This window comes from Gordonia spumicola (genome assembly GCF_009932475.1).
In the GTDB taxonomy this organism is placed as follows: domain Bacteria; phylum Actinomycetota; class Actinomycetes; order Mycobacteriales; family Mycobacteriaceae; genus Gordonia; species Gordonia spumicola.
Genome location: NZ_BJOV01000005.1, coordinates 1,184,662 through 1,201,853 on the forward strand (window position 1 = coordinate 1,184,662; position 17,192 = coordinate 1,201,853).

Genomic DNA, 17,192 nt, shown 5'->3' on the forward strand with positions numbered 1-17,192 from the left:
GCGTCGACCATCGCGGTGCACGCGGCCGGATCCGAGACGTCGGTCTGCAGGGGACGGACGTCAGAACCACGCCGGATTCATGTCGAGAGTCGTCGTGTCCCGCGAAGCCAGCAGGTCGATCCACGGACCGATCTGCGGGAGTTCGTGCGTGAAGAAGTAGCGCGTCGCCATTCGCTTGCCGTCGTAGAAGTCGCCGACCCGACCGTCCGCCGCGAGGTACTGCTCGAGCCAGAGCCATGCGACGACGCCGTGCCCGAACGCCTCGAGGTAGGCGGTGGCGTTCGACAGGGCCGCGACCGGATCGGCGTCGGCCCACAGGGTTCCGGTGACGCCGACCACGCGGGTCCACGCGGCGTCCAACTGGTCGGCGTACGCGGCGGCGTCGCCGCCCGTCGTGCGGGCCGCGGCGACGGTCGCCGCGATGCGGGCGGTGAGCAGCGCCAGACCCTTGCCGCCCTTCATGATCACCTTGCGGCCGAGCAGGTCGAGCGCCTGGACGCCGTGGGTGCCCTCGTGGATCGGGTTCAGGCGGTTGTCGCGGTAGTGCTGTTCGACGTCGTAGTCGCGGGTGTACCCGTAGCCGCCGTGCACCTGGATGGCGAGGTCGTTGGCCTTGAGGCACCACTGCGACGGCCAGCTCTTGGCGATCGGCGTGAGCACGTCGAGGAGCAGGCCGAGATCGGCGGCCTCTGCGGTGTCGTCGGCGACGGCCTGGTCGTCGACGAGCTTGGAGCAGTACAGGCCGAGTGCGAGACCGCCTTCGACGTACGCCTTCTGCGCCAAGAGCATTCGACGCACGTCCGGGTGCTCGATGATGGCGACCGGCGGAGCCGACGGATCCTTCGCGCCGAGCGGCCGCCCCTGAGTGCGGTCGGCCGCGTACTCGACGGCCTTCAGGTAACCGACGTAGCCGAGGGCGGTGGCGAGGAACCCGACGCCGATTCGTGCCTCGTTCATCATGTGGAACATGTACGAGAGTCCCTTGTGCTCCTCGCCGACGAGGTAGCCGACGGCGCCCGCGCGCCCACCCGGAGTGTGCGTGCCGTCGCCGATGGCGAGCGCAGCGTTGGTGGTGCCGCGGTTGCCCATCTTGTGATTGAGGCCGGTGAGGGTGATGTCGTTGCGTTCCCCGTTCGGCAGGAACTTCGGGACGATCATGAGGGAGATGCTCTTGACACCGGGTTCGCCGCCCGGCGTCTTCGCGAGCACGAGGTGGACGATGTTCTCCGAGATGTCCTGGTCTCCACCGGAGATCCACATCTTCGAACCGACCACGCGGTAGGTCCCGTCGTCCTGCTTCTCGGCGCGGGTGGTCACGTCGGCGAGCGACGATCCGGCTTGCGGCTCGGACAGGCACATGGTGCCGAACCAGCGGCCCTCGAGCATCGGCTTCACGAAGGTCTCGATCTGCTCCGGCGTGCCGTACTCGGCGAGAAGGGCGGCGTTCGCACTCGTCAGCAGCGCGTACGACGACGTCCCCGCGTTCGACGCCTGCAGCCACGCCATCGACGCCCGCGCGACGACGGTCGGCAGCTGCATGCCGCCGACCTCCTCGTCGAACGTGCCGGTGATCAGTCCCGACTCGCCGTACGCCGCGAGGGCGGTCTTGACCTCGGGGATCGTCTGCACCGCACCGTCGGGCAGCATGTGCGGTTCTTCCGCGTCGCCCTTCCGGTTGTGCGGGGTGAAGTGCTTGTCGGCGAGATCGGCCGTCAGATCGAGAACCGCGTCGAACGTCTCTCGCGAGTGTTCGGCGAATCGCTCCCGGGAGGTCAACGACTCGACGTCGAGCCATTCGTAGAGGAGGAAGTCCAGGTCGCGTCGAGACAGTGCGTGTGCCATGAGCGGGCTCCGATCGAAAGTATCGCCTACAAAACTATGCGTTGGTATAGTTTCTATACGTACGCATAGTCGCGCACGTTTGCCTGAGTGTCAAGGACCAGGGAAGGATATCCACGTGGCGCACTTGACGGCGGCCGAACTGGCCGAGCACCTCGGAACCTCGAAGGCCGCGGCCCGCATCCGCGCGGCAGCCTGCGAGGTGTTCGCGGCACGCGGATACGGTGTGGCGACCACTCGGGAGATCGCCGCGAGTCTGGATCTGAGCCCCGGCGCCGTCTATCCGCACTACAAGACCAAGGAGTCGCTGCTCTTCGCGATCGCCCTGGAAGGCCATTGGGGAGTTCTCACCGCGGTCACGTCCGCGGACGATCCGGAGCTGCCGCCCGCCGATCGACTGTCGGCGGTGATGGGCGCGTTCGTCCTGTGGCATGCCGAGCGCACCGCGATCTCCAGCGTCATCCAGCATGAACTCCGATCGCTCGAACCCGAGCACCTCGCGATGATCGTCGACATCCGGCGGTCGACGACGGCCGCCTTCGACGCCGTCCTCCGGGCCGGTGTCGACGACGGCACGTTCGGAATCGACGACGTCCCGACGGCGACACTCGCACTCACCTCGCTCGGCATCGACGTGAGCCGCTGGTTTCCGTCGCGCCGGATCTCCGACCCGCACGAACTGTCCCGGCGATACAGCGACATCGCCCTGCGCATCGCCGGGGCGTCGCGGCCCTAACGGCCCCCTCGGGGCGGTTGAGCCGCCCTCACGACCCCGGGGGGTCGTGAGGGGCACTACAGCGTCGCGACGACGAGCTTGGCTGTGGCTTTGGCCGATCCGGGGTTCTGGCCGGTGACGAGGCGACCGTCGGCGATGGCGTACGACTTGAACGGGATCATCCCCTTCTCGTACCGGGCGCCGCGCGCCTTCATCTCGGCTTCGGCGTTGTAGGGAACCAGCTTGTCGACCCGGGCGAGGACTTCTTCCTGCCAGGCGAAACCGGTCACGCGCTTCCCGTCGACGAGGAGGGATCCGTCCGAGAGCCTGATGTTGAGCAATCCGCAGTAGCCGTGGCACACGGACGACACGATGCCGCCGTTCTCGTAGATCTCGCGGCTGATCCGCTGGAGACCTTCACTGTCGGGGAAGTCGTACATGACGGCGTGACCGCCGGTGAAGTAGATGGCGTCGTAGTCGGAGGCGTCGATCTGGTCCGGGCCGGCCGTGTTCTCCAGCAGCGCCGTCTTGGCCGGGTCGGCACGCCAGGCCTTGGCCGTCTTGTCGTAGTTCGGGAACTTCAGCGATCGCGGCTCGAGAGGGGACAGGCCGCCCGCGGGACTGACGATGGTCTGCTCGAAGCCCGCCTCGTCGAACACGTCCCAGGCGTGTGCCAGTTCGGACAGCCACAGTCCGGTCTCGTGGCCGGGGTCGTCGTAGTGGGCGACGTTGGTGACGACGTTGAGGATGCGCTTGGTCATGATGATCCTGCCTTCGGGGTCAGTGGATGGACAGCACCGCGGAGAACGCCGTTCGAACCCGGTCGGCGATCTCCTCGTCGGACTCCGCGGGGAGTTTCCCGTCGAGGAAGAGATAGGCGAGACCGTGGGCGAGTGCCCAGCCGCCGGTCGCGAGGTCGTCGGCGTCGCCGTCCGGATAGACGGTCCCCATGCCGATGCGCAGCAGTTCCCGGATCTCCTCGGCGGCTTGCACGCGGTCGGCGTTGCCCTCGTCGCACGCGTTGTTGAACATGAGTCGGAACAGTTCGGGCCGACGCAGGCCGAACTCGACGTAGGCGACCGCGAAGTCGGCGAGGTCGGAGGGCTGCGTCGGCATCTCGCGACCGGCCAGGAGATCGTCCTTCAGGTCCCGGAGGCCCTGCGCGGCGAGTGCCGACTCGAGCGCGTCGCGGTCGGTGAAATGGCGATAGGGCGCCGTCGCCGAGACGCCAGCCTCTCGTGCGATCGCCCGCAGCGAGAACGGTTCGCCCGCTTCGAGCAGCCCCATGGCGGCCTTCAGAAGTGACGACCGCAGGTCGCCGTGGTGATACGAGGCCTTCGCCGATGTTGACACCGCTAACTTTCCTCTCTAGCGTGATGTGTACACCGTCAACATACAGCAGAAGGGCCGTCCATGCCAGCGCTCACCGATTCTCCCGTCTTCACCTCGTTCACCCTTCCCAACGGCGTCCCACTGCCGAACCGGCTGGCGAAGGCCGCGATGGAGGAGAACATGGCCGTGTACGGGCAGCTGCCCGACGATGCGCTGTTCACCCTGTACCGACGCTGGAGCGCCGGCGGCGCCGGACTGCTGATCACCGGAAACGTGATGGTTCACGCACAGGCGCTGACCGGTCCCGCAGGTGTGGTGCTCGACGCCGACACACCCCTTGAACCCTTCCGCGCGTGGGCGACGGCGGCGAAGTCGGGCGGTTCGCACGTCTGGATGCAGATCAACCATCCGGGCCGCCAAGTGCAGGCGAACATGCCCGGCGTCGCGTGGGCGCCGTCGGCCGTACGCGTCGACATCGGCGCGATGAGCAAGAGGTTCGCCGAGCCCGTCGAGATGACGGCCGAGCAGATCGCCGAGACCGTCGAACGGTTCGCGGTGACCGCCGCACGTGCGGAGGAGGCCGGGTTCGACGGCGTCGAGGTGCACGCCGCGCACGGGTACCTGCTGTCGCAGTTCTTGTCGCCGCTCTCGAACCGACGCTCCGACCAGTGGGGCGGCACCCTCGAAAACCGGGCGCGGCTGCTGCTCGACATCGTTCGCGCCGTCCGCGAGCGGGTCGCCCCGACATTCGCCGTCGCCGTCAAGCTGAACTCGGCCGACTTTCAGCGGGGCGGGTTCGACGCCGACGACGCCGCGGCCGTCATCGCGATGCTCGCGCCGCTCGGCGTCGACGTCGTCGAGTTGTCCGGCGGCAGCTACGAGGCGCCCGCGATGACCGGGCAGGCGGGGGACGAGCGCAGTCGCGCGCGGGAGGCCTACTTTCTGACGCTCGCCGAAGAACTCGCCGCGACGAGCCCGCTCCCGCTCATGCTGACCGGCGGCATCGTTCGGCGGCCGGTCGCCGAAGAGGTGCTCGCCAGTGGCGTCGACCTCGTCGGCATGGGCAGCGCGCTGGCATTCGATCCGGAGCTGCCCAACCGGTGGCGGCACAGCGCCCAGGCCGCTGTCGAGATCGCGCCCGTCGTCATGAAAGACAAGGCGGTGGCGTCCGCCGCGAGCATGGCGCGCGTCCGACGTCAGTTGCGCAGGCTCGGATCGGGCCGTGGACCGCGGCTCGGCACCAACCCGAAGGTCGCGCTCGTCCAGGAGACCGTCGCGCAGACCTTCGCGCTCCGCCGCTACCGGAAGTGGCTCACCACGTAGGCTTCCCCCATGCGCAAGGCGACCATCCCCGAAGGAACCGAACCGCACCAGGTGGTCGGATACTTGAAGGAGAGGGTCTACGTCGCCTTCACGGGACTGGCGATCGTTCTCGCGATGTCGTTCGGCGAGTCGGATCACCGATCCTCGCAGTACGCGTTCACCGCATTGTTGTTGGGCGTCGTCGGTGTCACGTCGGCGGCGTCCGCGTCGGACGTCATCGCTCACCTGGCGGTCCACAAGGAGTTCCCCGATCGTCACGAACTCTTCGTGATCACGAAGACCACTCTCGGAGCCCTCTCATCGGCCGTGGTGCCTGCCGCACTGATCGGCCTCTCGTGGCTCGGCGTGTTCTCGATCGACACCGCGCTGTTGCTCGCGGGCCTCACGTTCGTCGTCGCCCTCGGGGTAGTCGTGTGGCTCGCGGTTCGAAACGCCGACATCACAGGCGAGCAGCAGTTGGCCGCGCTGGCGATCATCCTCGGAATCGGCCTGCTCGTCCTCGCCGCCCAGGTGCTCGCCAAAGCGGGCTGACCGGCGACGATCAGCGACGCGCCCGCTCCGACAGTCACGTCGCCGTATGCTGCCTGACGATGCTCACCAGGCCGTCGAGTATCGGACGGTGGCCGAGGCGATCCCGGACCCGGCCGGCGTCACAGCCGGGCGGACTCGTCGAGGTCGGGGTGGAACGCCCGCTGCAATGCGCGGGCCTGGCTGCGCCAGAACTCGCGCGTGACCGGCCTGGTGCGGAAGAAGATGTCGAATCCGTGGAACGCTCCGGGTACGACGACCGTCTCACACGGCACACCGGCGTCGGTCAGCCTGCGTGCGTAGTCGAGGTCTTCGTCGTGGAAGAGGTCGAGGTCGCCGACGCCGATCCACGCGGGAGGCAGTCCGGTGAGGTCGGCGCGTCGAGCGGGCGCCGCGTATGACGAGACTGCGTCGGTACCGAAAGCCGAGCCGAGGTACGACCGCCACGCGTACTCGTTGCTCGCGGGCATCCAGACGCGCATCCCGCGCGTCTCGACGGCCGACCGGAGGGCGGTCCGGTCGTCGAGCATCGGATACACGAGCAGCTGGAACACCGTGGTGAACTCACCGCGGTCGTGGACCATCAGGGTGACGCCCGCGGCGAGTCCTCCACCCGCGCTCGCGCCGCCGACAGCCACCCGCGACGTGTCGAAGCCCCTCGCGGTCGCTTCGCGGAAGACCCAGGCCAGGCCCGCGTAACAGTCGTCGAGCGAACTCGGCGCCGGGTTCTCCGGGGACAGGCGGTAGTCGACCGAGACCACGGCGACGCCGAGCGTCCGCGCGAAGTCTATGCAGATGTCAGCGGGCTCGTCCTGTTCGAGTCGCCGCTGACCCTCACGACGCTCGGCGATGCCGGACCGCGCGGCGTCGCGCCTCTCGAAGGCCTGCTGTGGTGGCCTGCCGCGTTCACCGGGGACGAACTCGAAGTCGAACGCCACCACGCCGATCTGATCGTCGTCCACGGACTGTCGTCGTACGTCACGAAACAAGCTCCATGGCCCGCGTCCATATGGGACGCGTCGACGTTGACAGACCTCGGGATGTTCCCGCTCCCGCTCGCCGGCGACATCGTGGCACCCGACCCGGCGCACGACGACCTCGCACCGGCGATCGAGACGCTCCTCGGACTCGGCGCCGCGGTCCGGCGACGACGCGCGGCATTCGCGGTCATCGACGATTCCCAACCGCGACGAACCTCGCCGCGGATCGTCGACGTGCGCTGAGCGTGTGAATCCGCCTGCTTCATTGCGAGTCGGCAATCAATGCGAGTGTTCGACGCCGCACTTTGCACCACGTCACGCACAGATCCAGAGAGCGACGTCGTAGCCACCGAATCCGTGGCGAGGCGACGATTGCTGCACGTCCGGAAATGATCAACGATGAAATTCTTCTGGCCGCCTCGTGCTCCGGGCTACGTCCGGGGCGCGCGAGCATCACGGACCGACTGTGCAAAGTGCTGAAAAAAGCGCATCCGGCCAATTCGTCACTGTGGTGACGTACTGACTGACGATTCTCTCGCACCTTCCTAACTGGTAACGAGACGTGTTGAAGTGGGACGAGTAGCTGGCCCCGTCCAGACCGCGGCCGAGGGAGCCCTGCCGACCCTGGACTCTGGACGTACGTCGCCCGTGATTGTCGGCACCGTTCGCTAGATTTGGATGTGGTCCCGCACCGTGCAGGACCACATCCCAGGGAGGTGTCGATGGAACCCGTAACCCTGATTGTCGCGGCGATCGCGCTCGGCGCGACGGACGGTGCGCGTGAGACCACGAAACTGGCAATCGGCGACGCCTACGCGGCCGTGAAGGGCTGGATCACGAACCGGTACAGCTCCGTGACCGCGGAGGTCGAGGGGCTAGAGCAGGAGCCAGAGGAAGAGCTCCGCCGCGCACTTCTCGCGAAGAAGCTCGAACAGGCGGGTGCTGGCGACGACGTCGAGCTGCTGGGGCTTGCTCAGTCGGTGTTGACAGCCGTTGAGGAGCAGGCTCCCGAGTTGCCGGCCACCGTCGGCGTGGTGATCCGCCGCGCGTCGGTTGGGGGTGATATCGAGGTCGTAGATGTGGCTGTCGACGGCGGGAGTGGAGTTGTCGCCGAGGACGTGGCGGCTGGTGGCGATCTGCGGATCGGCAAAGTCGCAGCGGGGCGTGTCAGATGGTCTGTGTAAGCGGTGAGGTTCAACCCTGAAGGGAACCGCTGTAGTGACTATCAATGATGATGTGAGCGTGGATGATTCGCGTGCAGATCGACGACAGAAGCAGACCGAGATGGCCAGTGAGTTGGTGGCATCGGGTGCGTTGGATGAGGTGTTCGCTCGTATCGATGCCGGCGAGCCGGTCGGCGGGCAGGACGGACTACTGAGCTCGCTCCTCAAAGCCACCCTCGAACGCGGCATGAACGCGGAGCTGACCGAGCATCTCGGGTACGAGGCCGGAGACCCCGAAGCAGCATCGTTTCCGAACTCGCGCAACGGATTCAGCGCGAAGACGGTCGCTTCCGAGGTCGGCGATGTGGATCTGGCCATCCCGCGCGATCGGGACGGGACGTTCACCCCGATGCTCGTGCGCAAGGGCCAACGCCGCCTCGATGGTCTGGACGCGATGATCGTCTCGCTATACGCGGGCGGGATGACGGTCCGCGATATCGCCCACCACCTTGCGTCGACGATCGGCACCGAACTCTCGCACGAGACGATCTCGAAGGTGACCGAGGAAGTCGCCGACGAGGTCGCGACCTGGCAACACCGTGATCTCGACGCTCTGTATCCGGTGATGTACCTCGACGCGATCGTGGTCAAGATCCGCGATGGCGCACACGTGCGGAACAAGGCCGCCCACCTCGCCGTCGGCGTGGACATGGACGGGGTCAAACACGTTCTCGGGATTTGGATCCAACAGAGCGAAGGCGCGAAGTTCTGGGCGTCGGTGTGCGCGGAACTGCGTAACCGCGGCGTACAGGACGTGTTGATCGTGTGCTGCGACGGGCTGACCGGGTTCGCTGAAGCCGTCGAGGCCACGTGGCCGCACGCAACAGTCCAAACGTGCGTGGTGCATCTGATCCGGGCCTCGATGCGGTTCGTCTCCTACAGCGACCGTAAAGCCGTGGTGCGCTTGCTCAAGCCGATTTATCAAGCGCCGACCGAGCACGCTGCCGCGGACGCGTTAGACGCGTTCGCGGACTCGGATATGGGCCGAAAGTACGTGTCGGCGGTTAAAACGTTCCGCGATGCGTGGGAACGGTTCATTCCGTTTCTGGCGTTTCCACCGGAGTTGCGGCGGGTCATCTACACCACGAACAGTATTGAGTCACTGAACTATCAACTGCGCAAGGTCACGAAGAACCGGGGGCATTTCCCGAACGACGCGGCCGCGATGAAGCTGTTATGGCTGGCCATCGGCAACATCGAGGACAAACGAGCTCGCGAGCGCATCAAGGAACAAGGACTTCCCTCGCACAAACGCAAAGCCGCGGGGCGGCTCGTGGAAGGCGCGGTCACCACGAACTGGAAACGAGCGCTCGAGCAACTCTCACTGACCTACCCCGAACGTATCGACCATCACCTCTAAACCGAACACCTGACCGACTTACACAGAAATCTTGACAGGCTCTCGCAGCGCGTGCCCCGCAGGAGCCGCCCCACCCTACCCAGGCGCGGGAGCAGTAGACAGTCCGTCTGCTTCCGCGCACAACTTCACCTCGAACCAGCGCAACGTTATCGCTGGGCGGGATAACAACACGTACTATTCGGTCGGCGCGACGGAGACGGGCAACAGTGGTGGCCGCATCCGGGCAGTAACGGCGTCGGCCAAGCCGGTGCCTATCGGTCGAGGTTTGTGGACCGTCACTGTGAACAACGCGAGTTCGGGTCCGATCACGGACCTCGCAGTCGATGTGTACGCCGTTGATGGGGACGGCAACCGGCTGGAGGGTGTATGTCATCCGGCGAAGGGCAAGATCTCGCTACAGGAACTCTTCCGTGAGGGTTTGGCGGGTGGGATGAGCGGAACGCTTGATGCCATCGGCTCCCGCGCCAACTCGATATACCCGCCGGGGATGTTCGGTGTTCCGGCGAACCTCGGTTCCTACGGGGGGATGTTCTCGGATCACCTCATGGGTGCGCCTGGCCTCTCCTCGCTTCTTCAGAACGCGCAGAAGCAGATGGTCGACAAATACCCTGACGTGATCGCGCGTGATCAGTCAGCTGAGGTGATGTACAGCGCCCCCGGAGCAGCCGACGTACGGGTCGATCTCCAGTTCGCCGACGACATGGGCGACTTGTGGCGTCGACGGCACGGTAAGCAACCTGAACCGGTTATGGAGAACGAGTAGGCCAAGTCTCCGAGTCCGACCCACGCCCGAAATGATAAGAACGCCATAACACCTAATCGCAAGGCGCCAGACCTCGGTCAGTCGCCTCTGAGAACAGAGCCACTCGATGTCGACGACTATGCCCACACAGACGCCCCCGAAGATTGCGCCCTTCACCCCGGATTTCGTCAAGGGCGTGTGCGACGTGCTTGCGCAGACAGACCATCCGGGACTGACCGGTTCCGAGATCGACTCCCTGCTCCAGATGGTGGGAGTCAGGCAGCGTGAACCGGGCGGCAACAAGCGCGACAGCCTGTACGTCACTCTCTACAACGTCCAGGTTCGACAGCAAGCCGGCAACGTCGTTGGCGGATTTATCGCAAAGGCGATGAGTCCTGGCCGGTATGCCGCTCAGCCAGCTCGTTTCGACGAGCTGCGCGACCAGCTCAACGAGTTCCTCGTGTACTACAGCTACGCAGTTAACGAAGCGGGCAAGCTCGCATCCGGAGCGAGGGCATCCACAATCTCCGAGGGTGCCGCCCTGTTGGGCGAAGTGCTCGATCGACACGGCGATGAACACCGCGTGGGCGGTGAACAAGGCGGTGCCGTCATCGGCGGTGGCGGTCGCCTTAAGGTGCAGTTTGCGGCCGTCAATCTCCCGGACGTGGGCGCTGATGCGCAGGGGCCGGTGCAGCGGGACGGGGGCGAGGTAGTCGACGGTGAGGCTCCGGGTCACTGCCGGGGTGCGGGCGATCCAGAGGCCGAAGCCGAACAGGTCGTCGCAGGCGGCGGCCACTGCTCCGCCGTGCGCGAGGCCGGGCGCACCGATGTGGCGTTCGCCGAACGTCACATCGGTGTAGACCTCGTCGCCGGAGCGGAACACCACCAGTTGCAGGCCGGCGGGATTGTCTGGCCCGCACCCCATGCAGGTCGGCGAGTGCGGCGGCAGCGGTAGCTGGGTCACGGGCGTTCCTTCTCGACGGTGCTGGCTAGCGGCGGGCGCGGGATCGACCTGCGCTGGGCCGGTTCAGCCGGGCTCCTCGATGCGCCTGCGTCCGGGGAAGCGCGGCCGGGCGCCCAGACCAGCAGGATCGCGGCACCCGCCGCCGCGATGAGTGCGAGGACGATCGCGGACTGCTCGACGCCGTGCAGGAACGCGGACTTGGCGAAGTCGGCGAGTTGCTGGCCGGCCGGTCCCGCCCGGTCGGCGACCTCGAGGGCACCGGCGAGTGAGTCGGCGACCGGGCCCCGCGCCTCCGGTGGGAGCCGCGTGACCGCGGGGGCGATGTTGTGGCTGTACCCGGCGGCCAGGACACTGCCGGCGACCGCGATGCCGATCGCCGCGCCGACCTCGCGGGTGGCGTCGTTGACCGCCGCAGCGACCCCGTGCTTTTCGACCGCGGTGTCCGCGACGATAGCCGCCGTCGCCGGCGCCGCGGTCAGGCCCAGACCCGAGCTCATGATCAGCGTCGGCCACATCACGTCGAGGTAGGTGGAGTCCAAATCCAGCCGGCTGATGAAGTAGAACCCCGCGGCGATGGCGAGCAGACCGGTCACCGTCATCAACCGCAACCCCAGCCGGGTCGTCATCCACGGTGCGACCGCCGACAAGAGCACCAATGGCACCATCATCGGCGCCAAGGCCAGCGCTGAACCCAACGGGCTGTATCCAAAGATCAACTGCAGGTATTGGACGAGGACCAGGAAGACACCGAACGTCACCAGGAACTGGATGGTGATGGAGAACGATCCGCTCCCGAAGCCACGACGGGCGAAGAACCGCACATCGAGCAGTGGATGATCCGCCCGCAACTCCCACACCACGAACACCCCTGTGGCCACCACCCCCAGCCCGAACCCGGTGACCACCACGGGATCCGACCAGCCGCGTACTGGGGCTTCGATGATGGCGAGCACCACTAGTCCGACCGCGAACACCACCGCGACCGATCCGATCACATCCATCAGTGGCGGATTTTCCTGGCGGGATTCGGGAATGGTGAAGGCACACAACAGCAGAAACACCCCCACCGCGGTCAGGCCGACGAAGATTGACTGCCACGACCAGTAGTTGAGCAGCAGCCCCGACCCGAGAATCCCCAGCAGACCCCCGGACCCGGCGACCCCCGCCCAGATCCCGACCGCACGCCCCCGCTGCTGCTCGGGGAATCCCGCAGTCAGGATCGACAGCGTGGACGGCATCATGAACGCCGCACCCACCCCGGCCGCTGCCCGCGCCGCGATCAACCACCACGGTGTCGATACCAACAGTGGCACCGCCGAGGCCAGCGAAAACAGCGCCAACCCCACGATCAGCACCGCCCGTCGGCCGTAGCGGTCACCCAGGGCCCCGGCGGGCAACACCAGACACGCCAGCACCAGCGTGTACCCGTCGACCACCCAGGTGAGCTGGGTTTGCGTCGCCCCGGTGGCCACCGCAATGTTCGGAAGCGCGGTGTACAGGGCCGCCATTGAGGCGACCACCAGGGCCACCGACAGGCACGAGACCACCAACGTCCACTTCTGCGCCCGCGACAGCAGCACTCGATCATCGGCGGTCATGCAGCCACCTCCACTTAACGCTACAGTTGGTAGCGTTCCACTACTATGAGTACCACAATGCGGGGTGCGGGGATAGTGCCTGCGACTGATCCGAGGGCACAATTACGAGGTGGGCGAAGAGATGATCAACCAGAACTCCGACGACGACGAGGACCGGCTCGTGGATCCCCGGAAGGCACGCTCACGCGCACGACTGCTCGACGCGGCGACGTCCCTGCTCTCGACCGGCGGTATCGAGGCCGTCACGATCGACGCGGTCACCAAGGCGTCCAAGGTCGCGCGGACTACCCTCTACCGGCACTTCACCGACAGCACCCAGCTCCTGGCCGCGGCGTTCGAGCGTCTGCTTCCCCCGGTCACCGCGCCGCCGGCGTCCGGAACGATCCGTGAACAGTTGATCAAACTGCTGGACCGTCAGGCCAAGCTCATCGAGGAAGCCCCCGCCCAATTGACGATGCTCGGGTGGCTCGCCCTCGGGTCCGCCCAATCCGGCACGGCCGAGGCGACATCGCATCCCGAAGAAGACCGCAACCCGGTCAGTTCCCTTCGCGCACGGGTGGTCAACCAATACCGCGAACCGTTCGACCGGATCCTGGGCAGCCCCGAAGCCCAGCAAGAGCTCGGTCGCTTCGACACCAATCTCGCCCTGACCCAACTCGTCGGACCCATCGTCTTCACCCGACTCACTGCACTCCCGCCGATCGGCCCGGCTGAACGACAGCAACTCGTCGACGACTTTCTCGCTGCACGCTCCGCGCAACGCGCGCTGACAGTGACCCGCACTGTGGGTTTCCCCTCGTACCATAGAGACATCGCCTTTGAGGAGATGAGTGGCGATGAGCACGACGAGGAAGTATCGAAAGTTCGACGAGGATTTCAAGCAGGGTGCGGTCCAGTTGGTGACCGAGACCGGTAAGTCGATCGCTGAGGTCGCCCGGGATCTGGGTGTCAACGAGGGCACGCTGGGCAACTGGTGCGCCAAGGCCCGTGCCGAACGAGACGGCGGCAACACCGGCTTGAGCGAGGACGAACGGGCCGAGCTGACCCGTTTGCGCCGGGAGAATGTGGAGCTGCGGATGCAGCGTGATGTCCTCAAGCGCTCCACGGCCCTTTGGGTGGAAGAGGCGATGGGCCGGTAGCTGTGGCTACCTTCATCGCTGCTCAGAGGGCAGAGCAGCGCATCCCGCACGCCGCCTCGTGTCGGGCGCTGGGGGTGTCCCAGCCGTGGTTCTACAAGTGGCGCCACGGCGACCCCTCGGTCCGCCATGCCCGCCGCGAGAAGCTGGCCGTGGACATCAAACGGCTGTTCGCGCAGCATAACGGCACCTACGGGTCGCCGCGGATCACCGCTGACCTGCGCGATGAGGGCTGGAAGGTCAGCGTGAACACCGTGGCGGCGATCATGGGCGAGCTCGACCTGGGCGCCCGGCGCCGCAAACGCCGCAAGTCCACCACCCGGCAAGGGCGGGGCCGGTGGCGGGCACCGGACCGAATCGACCGGGACTTCGCCACCGACCGGATCAATCACAAGTGGTACGGCGACGGCACCGAAGTGCCCACTGACGAGGGCAAACTCTATCTCGACAGTGTGCTGGATATGGGCTCTCGCCGCATCGTCGGGTTCGCCATCGGGGAGCACCACGACGCCCCACTGGCCCGCGCAGCATTGCAGATGGCGATCGCCGTGCGGGGCGGCAAAGACGCCGTCAGATCGGTCATTATGCATACCGATCAAGGAAGCGAATACACCGCCGACCTCTTCCGCCAAGCGTGCGGCCGGATGGGCGTGCACCAGTCGATGGGCCGGGTCGGCTCGGCCCTGGACAACGCGGTCATCGAGAGCTGGCACTCCACCCTGGAGTTCGAGCTGCGCGAGCTCGAGCACTTCGCCACCAAAGTCCAGGCTCGTCGCGCAATCGCCGCCTGGATCGAGCAGTACAACCACGAGCGGCGCCATTCATCGATCGGAATGATCAGCCCCATCGACTACGAGCAGGCGCTGGCCACCGAGCAGAAGGAGGCGGCGTAGATGTCCGCCCCGACAGCCCCTCGACCAGCCCAGTCGCCGGCGCCAAGTTCATCAGGAAGGAGATTCTCCGCGGTCCCTCTCGGTCCCCAATCACCGACAAAGCAGGGGCCTGTCAGACAAAATCTCGTCTCTACGGTTCCAGGGGATTGACACTGATCTCTGATTCAGCACCCGCCCGAGGCGGCGGGTCGTCAAGGACCCCAATCTCTTGCCCGGCTCCAGAGCGGTGTCCTCGGCGGCTTTTCTCAGACGCTCGCTCAAAATCGTTGCACCAAAGCTCAGCTCCAGCGAATAATTCATGTACCGAATGTCGGTGGCACGGAACAACGCGGCCTTCCCGTTCGTGTACAGGTCGTTGTTGTTCTGATATCGAAAACGTTTGTCCTGATTAGGGAAATCAATCTTGATCGGGCCATCACCGGGCCCAAGGATGCCTTGCAAACCGGCCCATCGAAGCCCACATGGTTCGAGGGAGCGCCGACTGGAGCATCACATTTGTTTCTCGGTCGAGGCGCTTGGTAACCGCGAGCACAGCGACCATTTCTCCATGCCCAAACTCGATCCTGTCGCCAACAGATAGCGTCGTCGGGTCTCGATGAGCGAGGGCGATCCAGCCATCTGTTAGCGGCCGAGTCCAACCTCGCACTGCATCAATCAACTGTTGACGCACGATTCCACCATTATGGATCACATCATTGCGCATCCAACGCAACGCGTCGATGTAGGCGATCATATCGGTTGTGTACTCACCACCGGAGGCATCCGCAATATTCTGATGCAGCTCATTAAGATTGGCCTTCGCCTTTGCGGCGGAACAGCACCCGGCGTTGTGTAGCATCTTGGCGCAGGTTCGCAGGTAGTCCTCGTGAAGTGACAATACGTAGGGAACCGACATCATCCCCAGATGGGAATCTGCCGCAGATAGGATCTCAGCAGCACTTTCAGACCGTAAATTAAATCGCTTGATATGTTCGACGTTCGGAAAGATCTCAGGCAACATGCGCTCTGATCCGAGAGTGAGCTGTAAGAAGTGGGCGGATAATTGAGCACCGGCAAGCAGCCCCATCACAGCATTGTTTGCTGCATCTTTTCGGGCTTCATACTGCCGGTGAATCTTGAAGCGTGCAACAGCACTCTTAGGTGGACCTGATCTAGACATGGTTACACCCCGACTGCGCCGATACATTTGCTGAATGCGTGGCGGCCCATCCTTCCTTAGACATTGATATCTCCATCGATCGCTGATATGTACTGGGCATATGTCGCTGCTGACGCCACAGCGTGTCGCTCGATGGTGGCAGGGGAGTAGCCGAGTGTGTCGGCAAGGATCGCGGCGGGCGCGAGTTTGGTGAGTTCGTGCAGGGTGCCGAGCCGGGCGGCGCGCGTGCCGAACGTCGACTTCAGCCGGTTCCGTAGGTGGCCTGGGTTGATGTGTTGGCCGGGGACGTAGCCGCGGAATACCCAGTTTGTGGCCGGGTGGGCGGCGGTGTTCGCCCGTTCCCCGGCGAGGTAACGGAACGGTTCGTCGAGCGGTGCGGGTAGAGCGACGGCGATGTCGCCAAGAGTGACGGTCACGAGTTCATCGGAAACGATGACGCAGTCCCAGGTGAGTTTGACGACCCGGTCGATCTGCTGGCCGAAGACGAGCACCAAGATCGCTGCAGCTCGGTCCCGTGGATTCAGTGCCGGTTGGTTTGACGTAATGCTGTCGACGGCGTCTTGCTGGGCCTCGGCACTCATCTTCGGGCTGGTTCCGCGACGATGAGGTGTCATCGTTAGGTCTACGGCGACCAGCTTGGTCGTGATCGCCCACGCAAGGAACCGGATGGCGAACTCTCGTGTGCTCGGGCCTTCGGATTGCCATGCGTCCAGATCGGGTTGGGATAGGTCGCCGATCAAGACGTCCCGGTCGGTGAGCCAATTGAGGAATTCGATTGTGACGGTGACAGTTTGCTTAGATCGTAGGAACGTGCCGTGCGACACCGACTTCATCGAGTGCATCTGCCGCAGGTGGTGCCAACGAATGTAGCGGTTAGCGATGTCGCGATGTTCCGCCGATTTCAGGCGGTCGAGGGCGTCGTTGGACCAGTCGATGTAACGGTGGAGCAATCCATCCCTGGGCGGCAGGATCTGGTGTGTGACAAGGAGTTCTCGGACGTATTCTCGGGTGCGCGATCGGGGGAGTCCGTCGACCGCATCGTGGGTAACGAGCGGGGTGCGGGCCAGCTCGGCTAGGAACGCCGTGACATGTTCTTGGTTGATCCAGGTCAGGCCGCTGTTGGCTCGTTTCATCGACTTCAGGGCAGTTGCAAAGGGGTTCAGCTCCTCGTTGATGACACCGGTCTCTGGATTTGTCAGCAATCGGTCGACGGTCGACCCCAGGACGCATCGCCAGCAGCGTCCCTGTGCGTAGAGTTCATCCTCGGCGCCGCACACAACGCAGTCGACGTTGAGTTTGATCCCCGCGCATTTGCGGCACGCCGGTTGGCCATTGATAATTCCTGGTAGTACTCCATCGTGACCGCACGGGCACACACCCCGGGTACGTTTGGCTGCTTG

Annotated in this window: 16 protein-coding genes and 2 pseudogenes; 10 read left to right on the forward strand and 8 right to left on the reverse strand. The window is 65.2% G+C overall.

Annotated features, from left to right (window positions below; translation table 11 throughout):
* Window positions 1-60 precede the first annotated feature (60 nt).
* Entirely contained in the window at window positions 61-1,842 is a 1,782-nt protein-coding gene (locus GYB83_RS16815) for an acyl-CoA dehydrogenase (protein ID WP_161896552.1), read from the reverse strand.
* A 115-nt stretch (window positions 1,843-1,957) separates the two neighbouring features.
* Here GYB83_RS16815 and GYB83_RS16820 point away from each other — a divergent pair, with 115 nt between their 5' ends.
* Window positions 1,958-2,575: a TetR/AcrR family transcriptional regulator gene (locus tag GYB83_RS16820; RefSeq protein WP_228461550.1), complete on the forward strand. Its 618-nt coding sequence runs from the start codon at window positions 1,958-1,960 to the stop codon at window positions 2,573-2,575.
* Window positions 2,576-2,631: 56 nt separating this feature from the next.
* Here the strand turns inward: GYB83_RS16820 and GYB83_RS16825 are convergent, their stop codons facing one another.
* Both GYB83_RS16825 and GYB83_RS16830 read right to left on the reverse strand, forming a co-directional pair.
* Complete coding sequence (locus GYB83_RS16825; protein ID WP_161896554.1) at window positions 2,632-3,315, reverse strand: type 1 glutamine amidotransferase domain-containing protein; 684 nt, start codon at window positions 3,313-3,315, stop codon at window positions 2,632-2,634.
* A gap of 19 nt (window positions 3,316-3,334) precedes the next feature.
* Window positions 3,335-3,907: a TetR/AcrR family transcriptional regulator gene (locus GYB83_RS16830; RefSeq protein WP_161896555.1), complete on the reverse strand. Its 573-nt coding sequence runs from the start codon at window positions 3,905-3,907 to the stop codon at window positions 3,335-3,337.
* A 60-nt stretch (window positions 3,908-3,967) separates the two neighbouring features.
* Here GYB83_RS16830 and GYB83_RS16835 point away from each other — a divergent pair, with 60 nt between their 5' ends.
* Together GYB83_RS16835 and GYB83_RS16840 are read left to right on the forward strand one after the other, a co-directional pair.
* Window positions 3,968-5,209 (forward strand): NADH:flavin oxidoreductase/NADH oxidase family protein, encoded by a 1,242-nt coding sequence (locus GYB83_RS16835; protein ID WP_161896556.1) that lies wholly within the window; start codon window positions 3,968-3,970, stop codon window positions 5,207-5,209.
* Window positions 5,210-5,218: 9 nt separating this feature from the next.
* Window positions 5,219-5,740, forward strand: coding sequence for a hypothetical protein (locus tag GYB83_RS16840; RefSeq protein WP_161896557.1), 522 nt, complete (start codon window positions 5,219-5,221; stop codon window positions 5,738-5,740).
* A gap of 119 nt (window positions 5,741-5,859) precedes the next feature.
* Here the strand turns inward: GYB83_RS16840 and GYB83_RS16845 are convergent, their stop codons facing one another.
* Complete coding sequence (locus GYB83_RS16845; RefSeq protein WP_228461552.1) at window positions 5,860-6,699, reverse strand: alpha/beta hydrolase; 840 nt, start codon at window positions 6,697-6,699, stop codon at window positions 5,860-5,862.
* A gap of 63 nt (window positions 6,700-6,762) precedes the next feature.
* Between GYB83_RS16845 and GYB83_RS16850 the strand changes: the two genes are divergently transcribed.
* From GYB83_RS16850 to GYB83_RS16865, 4 genes are all read left to right on the forward strand, one after another.
* Window positions 6,763-6,960, forward strand: coding sequence for a hypothetical protein (locus GYB83_RS16850; RefSeq protein ID WP_161896559.1), 198 nt, complete (start codon window positions 6,763-6,765; stop codon window positions 6,958-6,960).
* 479 nt (window positions 6,961-7,439) lie between these two features.
* Window positions 7,440-7,901, forward strand: a complete 462-nt coding sequence (locus GYB83_RS16855; protein ID WP_161896560.1) for a Het-E N-terminal domain-containing protein — start codon at window positions 7,440-7,442, stop codon at window positions 7,899-7,901.
* A gap of 100 nt (window positions 7,902-8,001) precedes the next feature.
* Window positions 8,002-9,300: an IS256 family transposase gene (locus GYB83_RS16860; protein WP_161894958.1), complete on the forward strand. Its 1,299-nt coding sequence runs from the start codon at window positions 8,002-8,004 to the stop codon at window positions 9,298-9,300.
* 280 nt (window positions 9,301-9,580) lie between these two features.
* A complete protein-coding gene (locus GYB83_RS16865) occupies window positions 9,581-10,063 on the forward strand; it encodes a hypothetical protein (protein WP_228461554.1) in 483 nt (160 codons plus the stop codon).
* A gap of 517 nt (window positions 10,064-10,580) precedes the next feature.
* Here GYB83_RS16865 and GYB83_RS16875 read toward each other — a convergent pair.
* Both GYB83_RS16875 and GYB83_RS16880 read right to left on the reverse strand, forming a co-directional pair.
* Window positions 10,581-11,006, reverse strand: a pseudogene (locus GYB83_RS16875) (PaaI family thioesterase); the annotation flags it as partial.
* Complete coding sequence (locus GYB83_RS16880) at window positions 11,003-12,604, reverse strand: MFS transporter (RefSeq protein ID WP_007323082.1); 1,602 nt, start codon at window positions 12,602-12,604, stop codon at window positions 11,003-11,005. The gene GYB83_RS16880 and the pseudogene GYB83_RS16875, both read right to left, overlap by 4 nt.
* Before the next feature lie 121 nt (window positions 12,605-12,725).
* Here GYB83_RS16880 and GYB83_RS16885 point away from each other — a divergent pair.
* The 3 genes and pseudogenes from GYB83_RS16885 to GYB83_RS16895 form a co-directional block, all read left to right on the forward strand.
* Window positions 12,726-13,382: pseudogene (locus GYB83_RS16885) on the forward strand (TetR/AcrR family transcriptional regulator); the annotation flags it as partial.
* A gap of 121 nt (window positions 13,383-13,503) precedes the next feature.
* Window positions 13,504-13,743 (forward strand): transposase, encoded by a 240-nt coding sequence (locus GYB83_RS16890; protein WP_267130333.1) that lies wholly within the window; start codon window positions 13,504-13,506, stop codon window positions 13,741-13,743.
* Window positions 13,744-13,745: 2 nt separating this feature from the next.
* Window positions 13,746-14,633, forward strand: a complete 888-nt coding sequence (locus tag GYB83_RS16895) for an IS3 family transposase (protein WP_161895215.1) — start codon at window positions 13,746-13,748, stop codon at window positions 14,631-14,633.
* A 415-nt stretch (window positions 14,634-15,048) separates the two neighbouring features.
* Here GYB83_RS16895 and GYB83_RS16900 read toward each other — a convergent pair whose 3' ends face one another.
* Both GYB83_RS16900 and GYB83_RS16905 read right to left on the reverse strand, forming a co-directional pair.
* On the reverse strand, window positions 15,049-15,792 hold the full coding sequence (locus GYB83_RS16900; RefSeq protein ID WP_161896561.1) for a hypothetical protein: 744 nt from the start codon (window positions 15,790-15,792) through the stop codon (window positions 15,049-15,051).
* 56 nt (window positions 15,793-15,848) lie between these two features.
* Complete coding sequence (locus GYB83_RS16905; protein ID WP_228461556.1) at window positions 15,849-16,994, reverse strand: Fis family transcriptional regulator; 1,146 nt, start codon at window positions 16,992-16,994, stop codon at window positions 15,849-15,851.
* Window positions 16,995-17,192: the final 198 nt, after the last annotated feature.

Coding starts and splice junctions, on each gene's coding strand:
- GYB83_RS16815 (WP_161896552.1), bottom strand. CDS start 1,842: ATGGCACACGCACTGTCTCGACGCGACCTGGACTTCCTCCTCTACGAA.
- GYB83_RS16860 (WP_161894958.1), top strand. CDS start 8,002: ATGGCCAGTGAGTTGGTGGCATCGGGTGCGTTGGATGAGGTGTTCGCT.
- GYB83_RS16900 (WP_161896561.1), bottom strand. CDS start 15,792: ATGTCTAGATCAGGTCCACCTAAGAGTGCTGTTGCACGCTTCAAGATT.
- GYB83_RS16835 (WP_161896556.1), top strand. CDS start 3,968: ATGCCAGCGCTCACCGATTCTCCCGTCTTCACCTCGTTCACCCTTCCC.
- GYB83_RS16880 (WP_007323082.1), bottom strand. CDS start 12,604: ATGACCGCCGATGATCGAGTGCTGCTGTCGCGGGCGCAGAAGTGGACG.
- GYB83_RS16825 (WP_161896554.1), bottom strand. CDS start 3,315: ATGACCAAGCGCATCCTCAACGTCGTCACCAACGTCGCCCACTACGAC.
- GYB83_RS16855 (WP_161896560.1), top strand. CDS start 7,440: ATGGAACCCGTAACCCTGATTGTCGCGGCGATCGCGCTCGGCGCGACG.
- GYB83_RS16840 (WP_161896557.1), top strand. CDS start 5,219: ATGCGCAAGGCGACCATCCCCGAAGGAACCGAACCGCACCAGGTGGTC.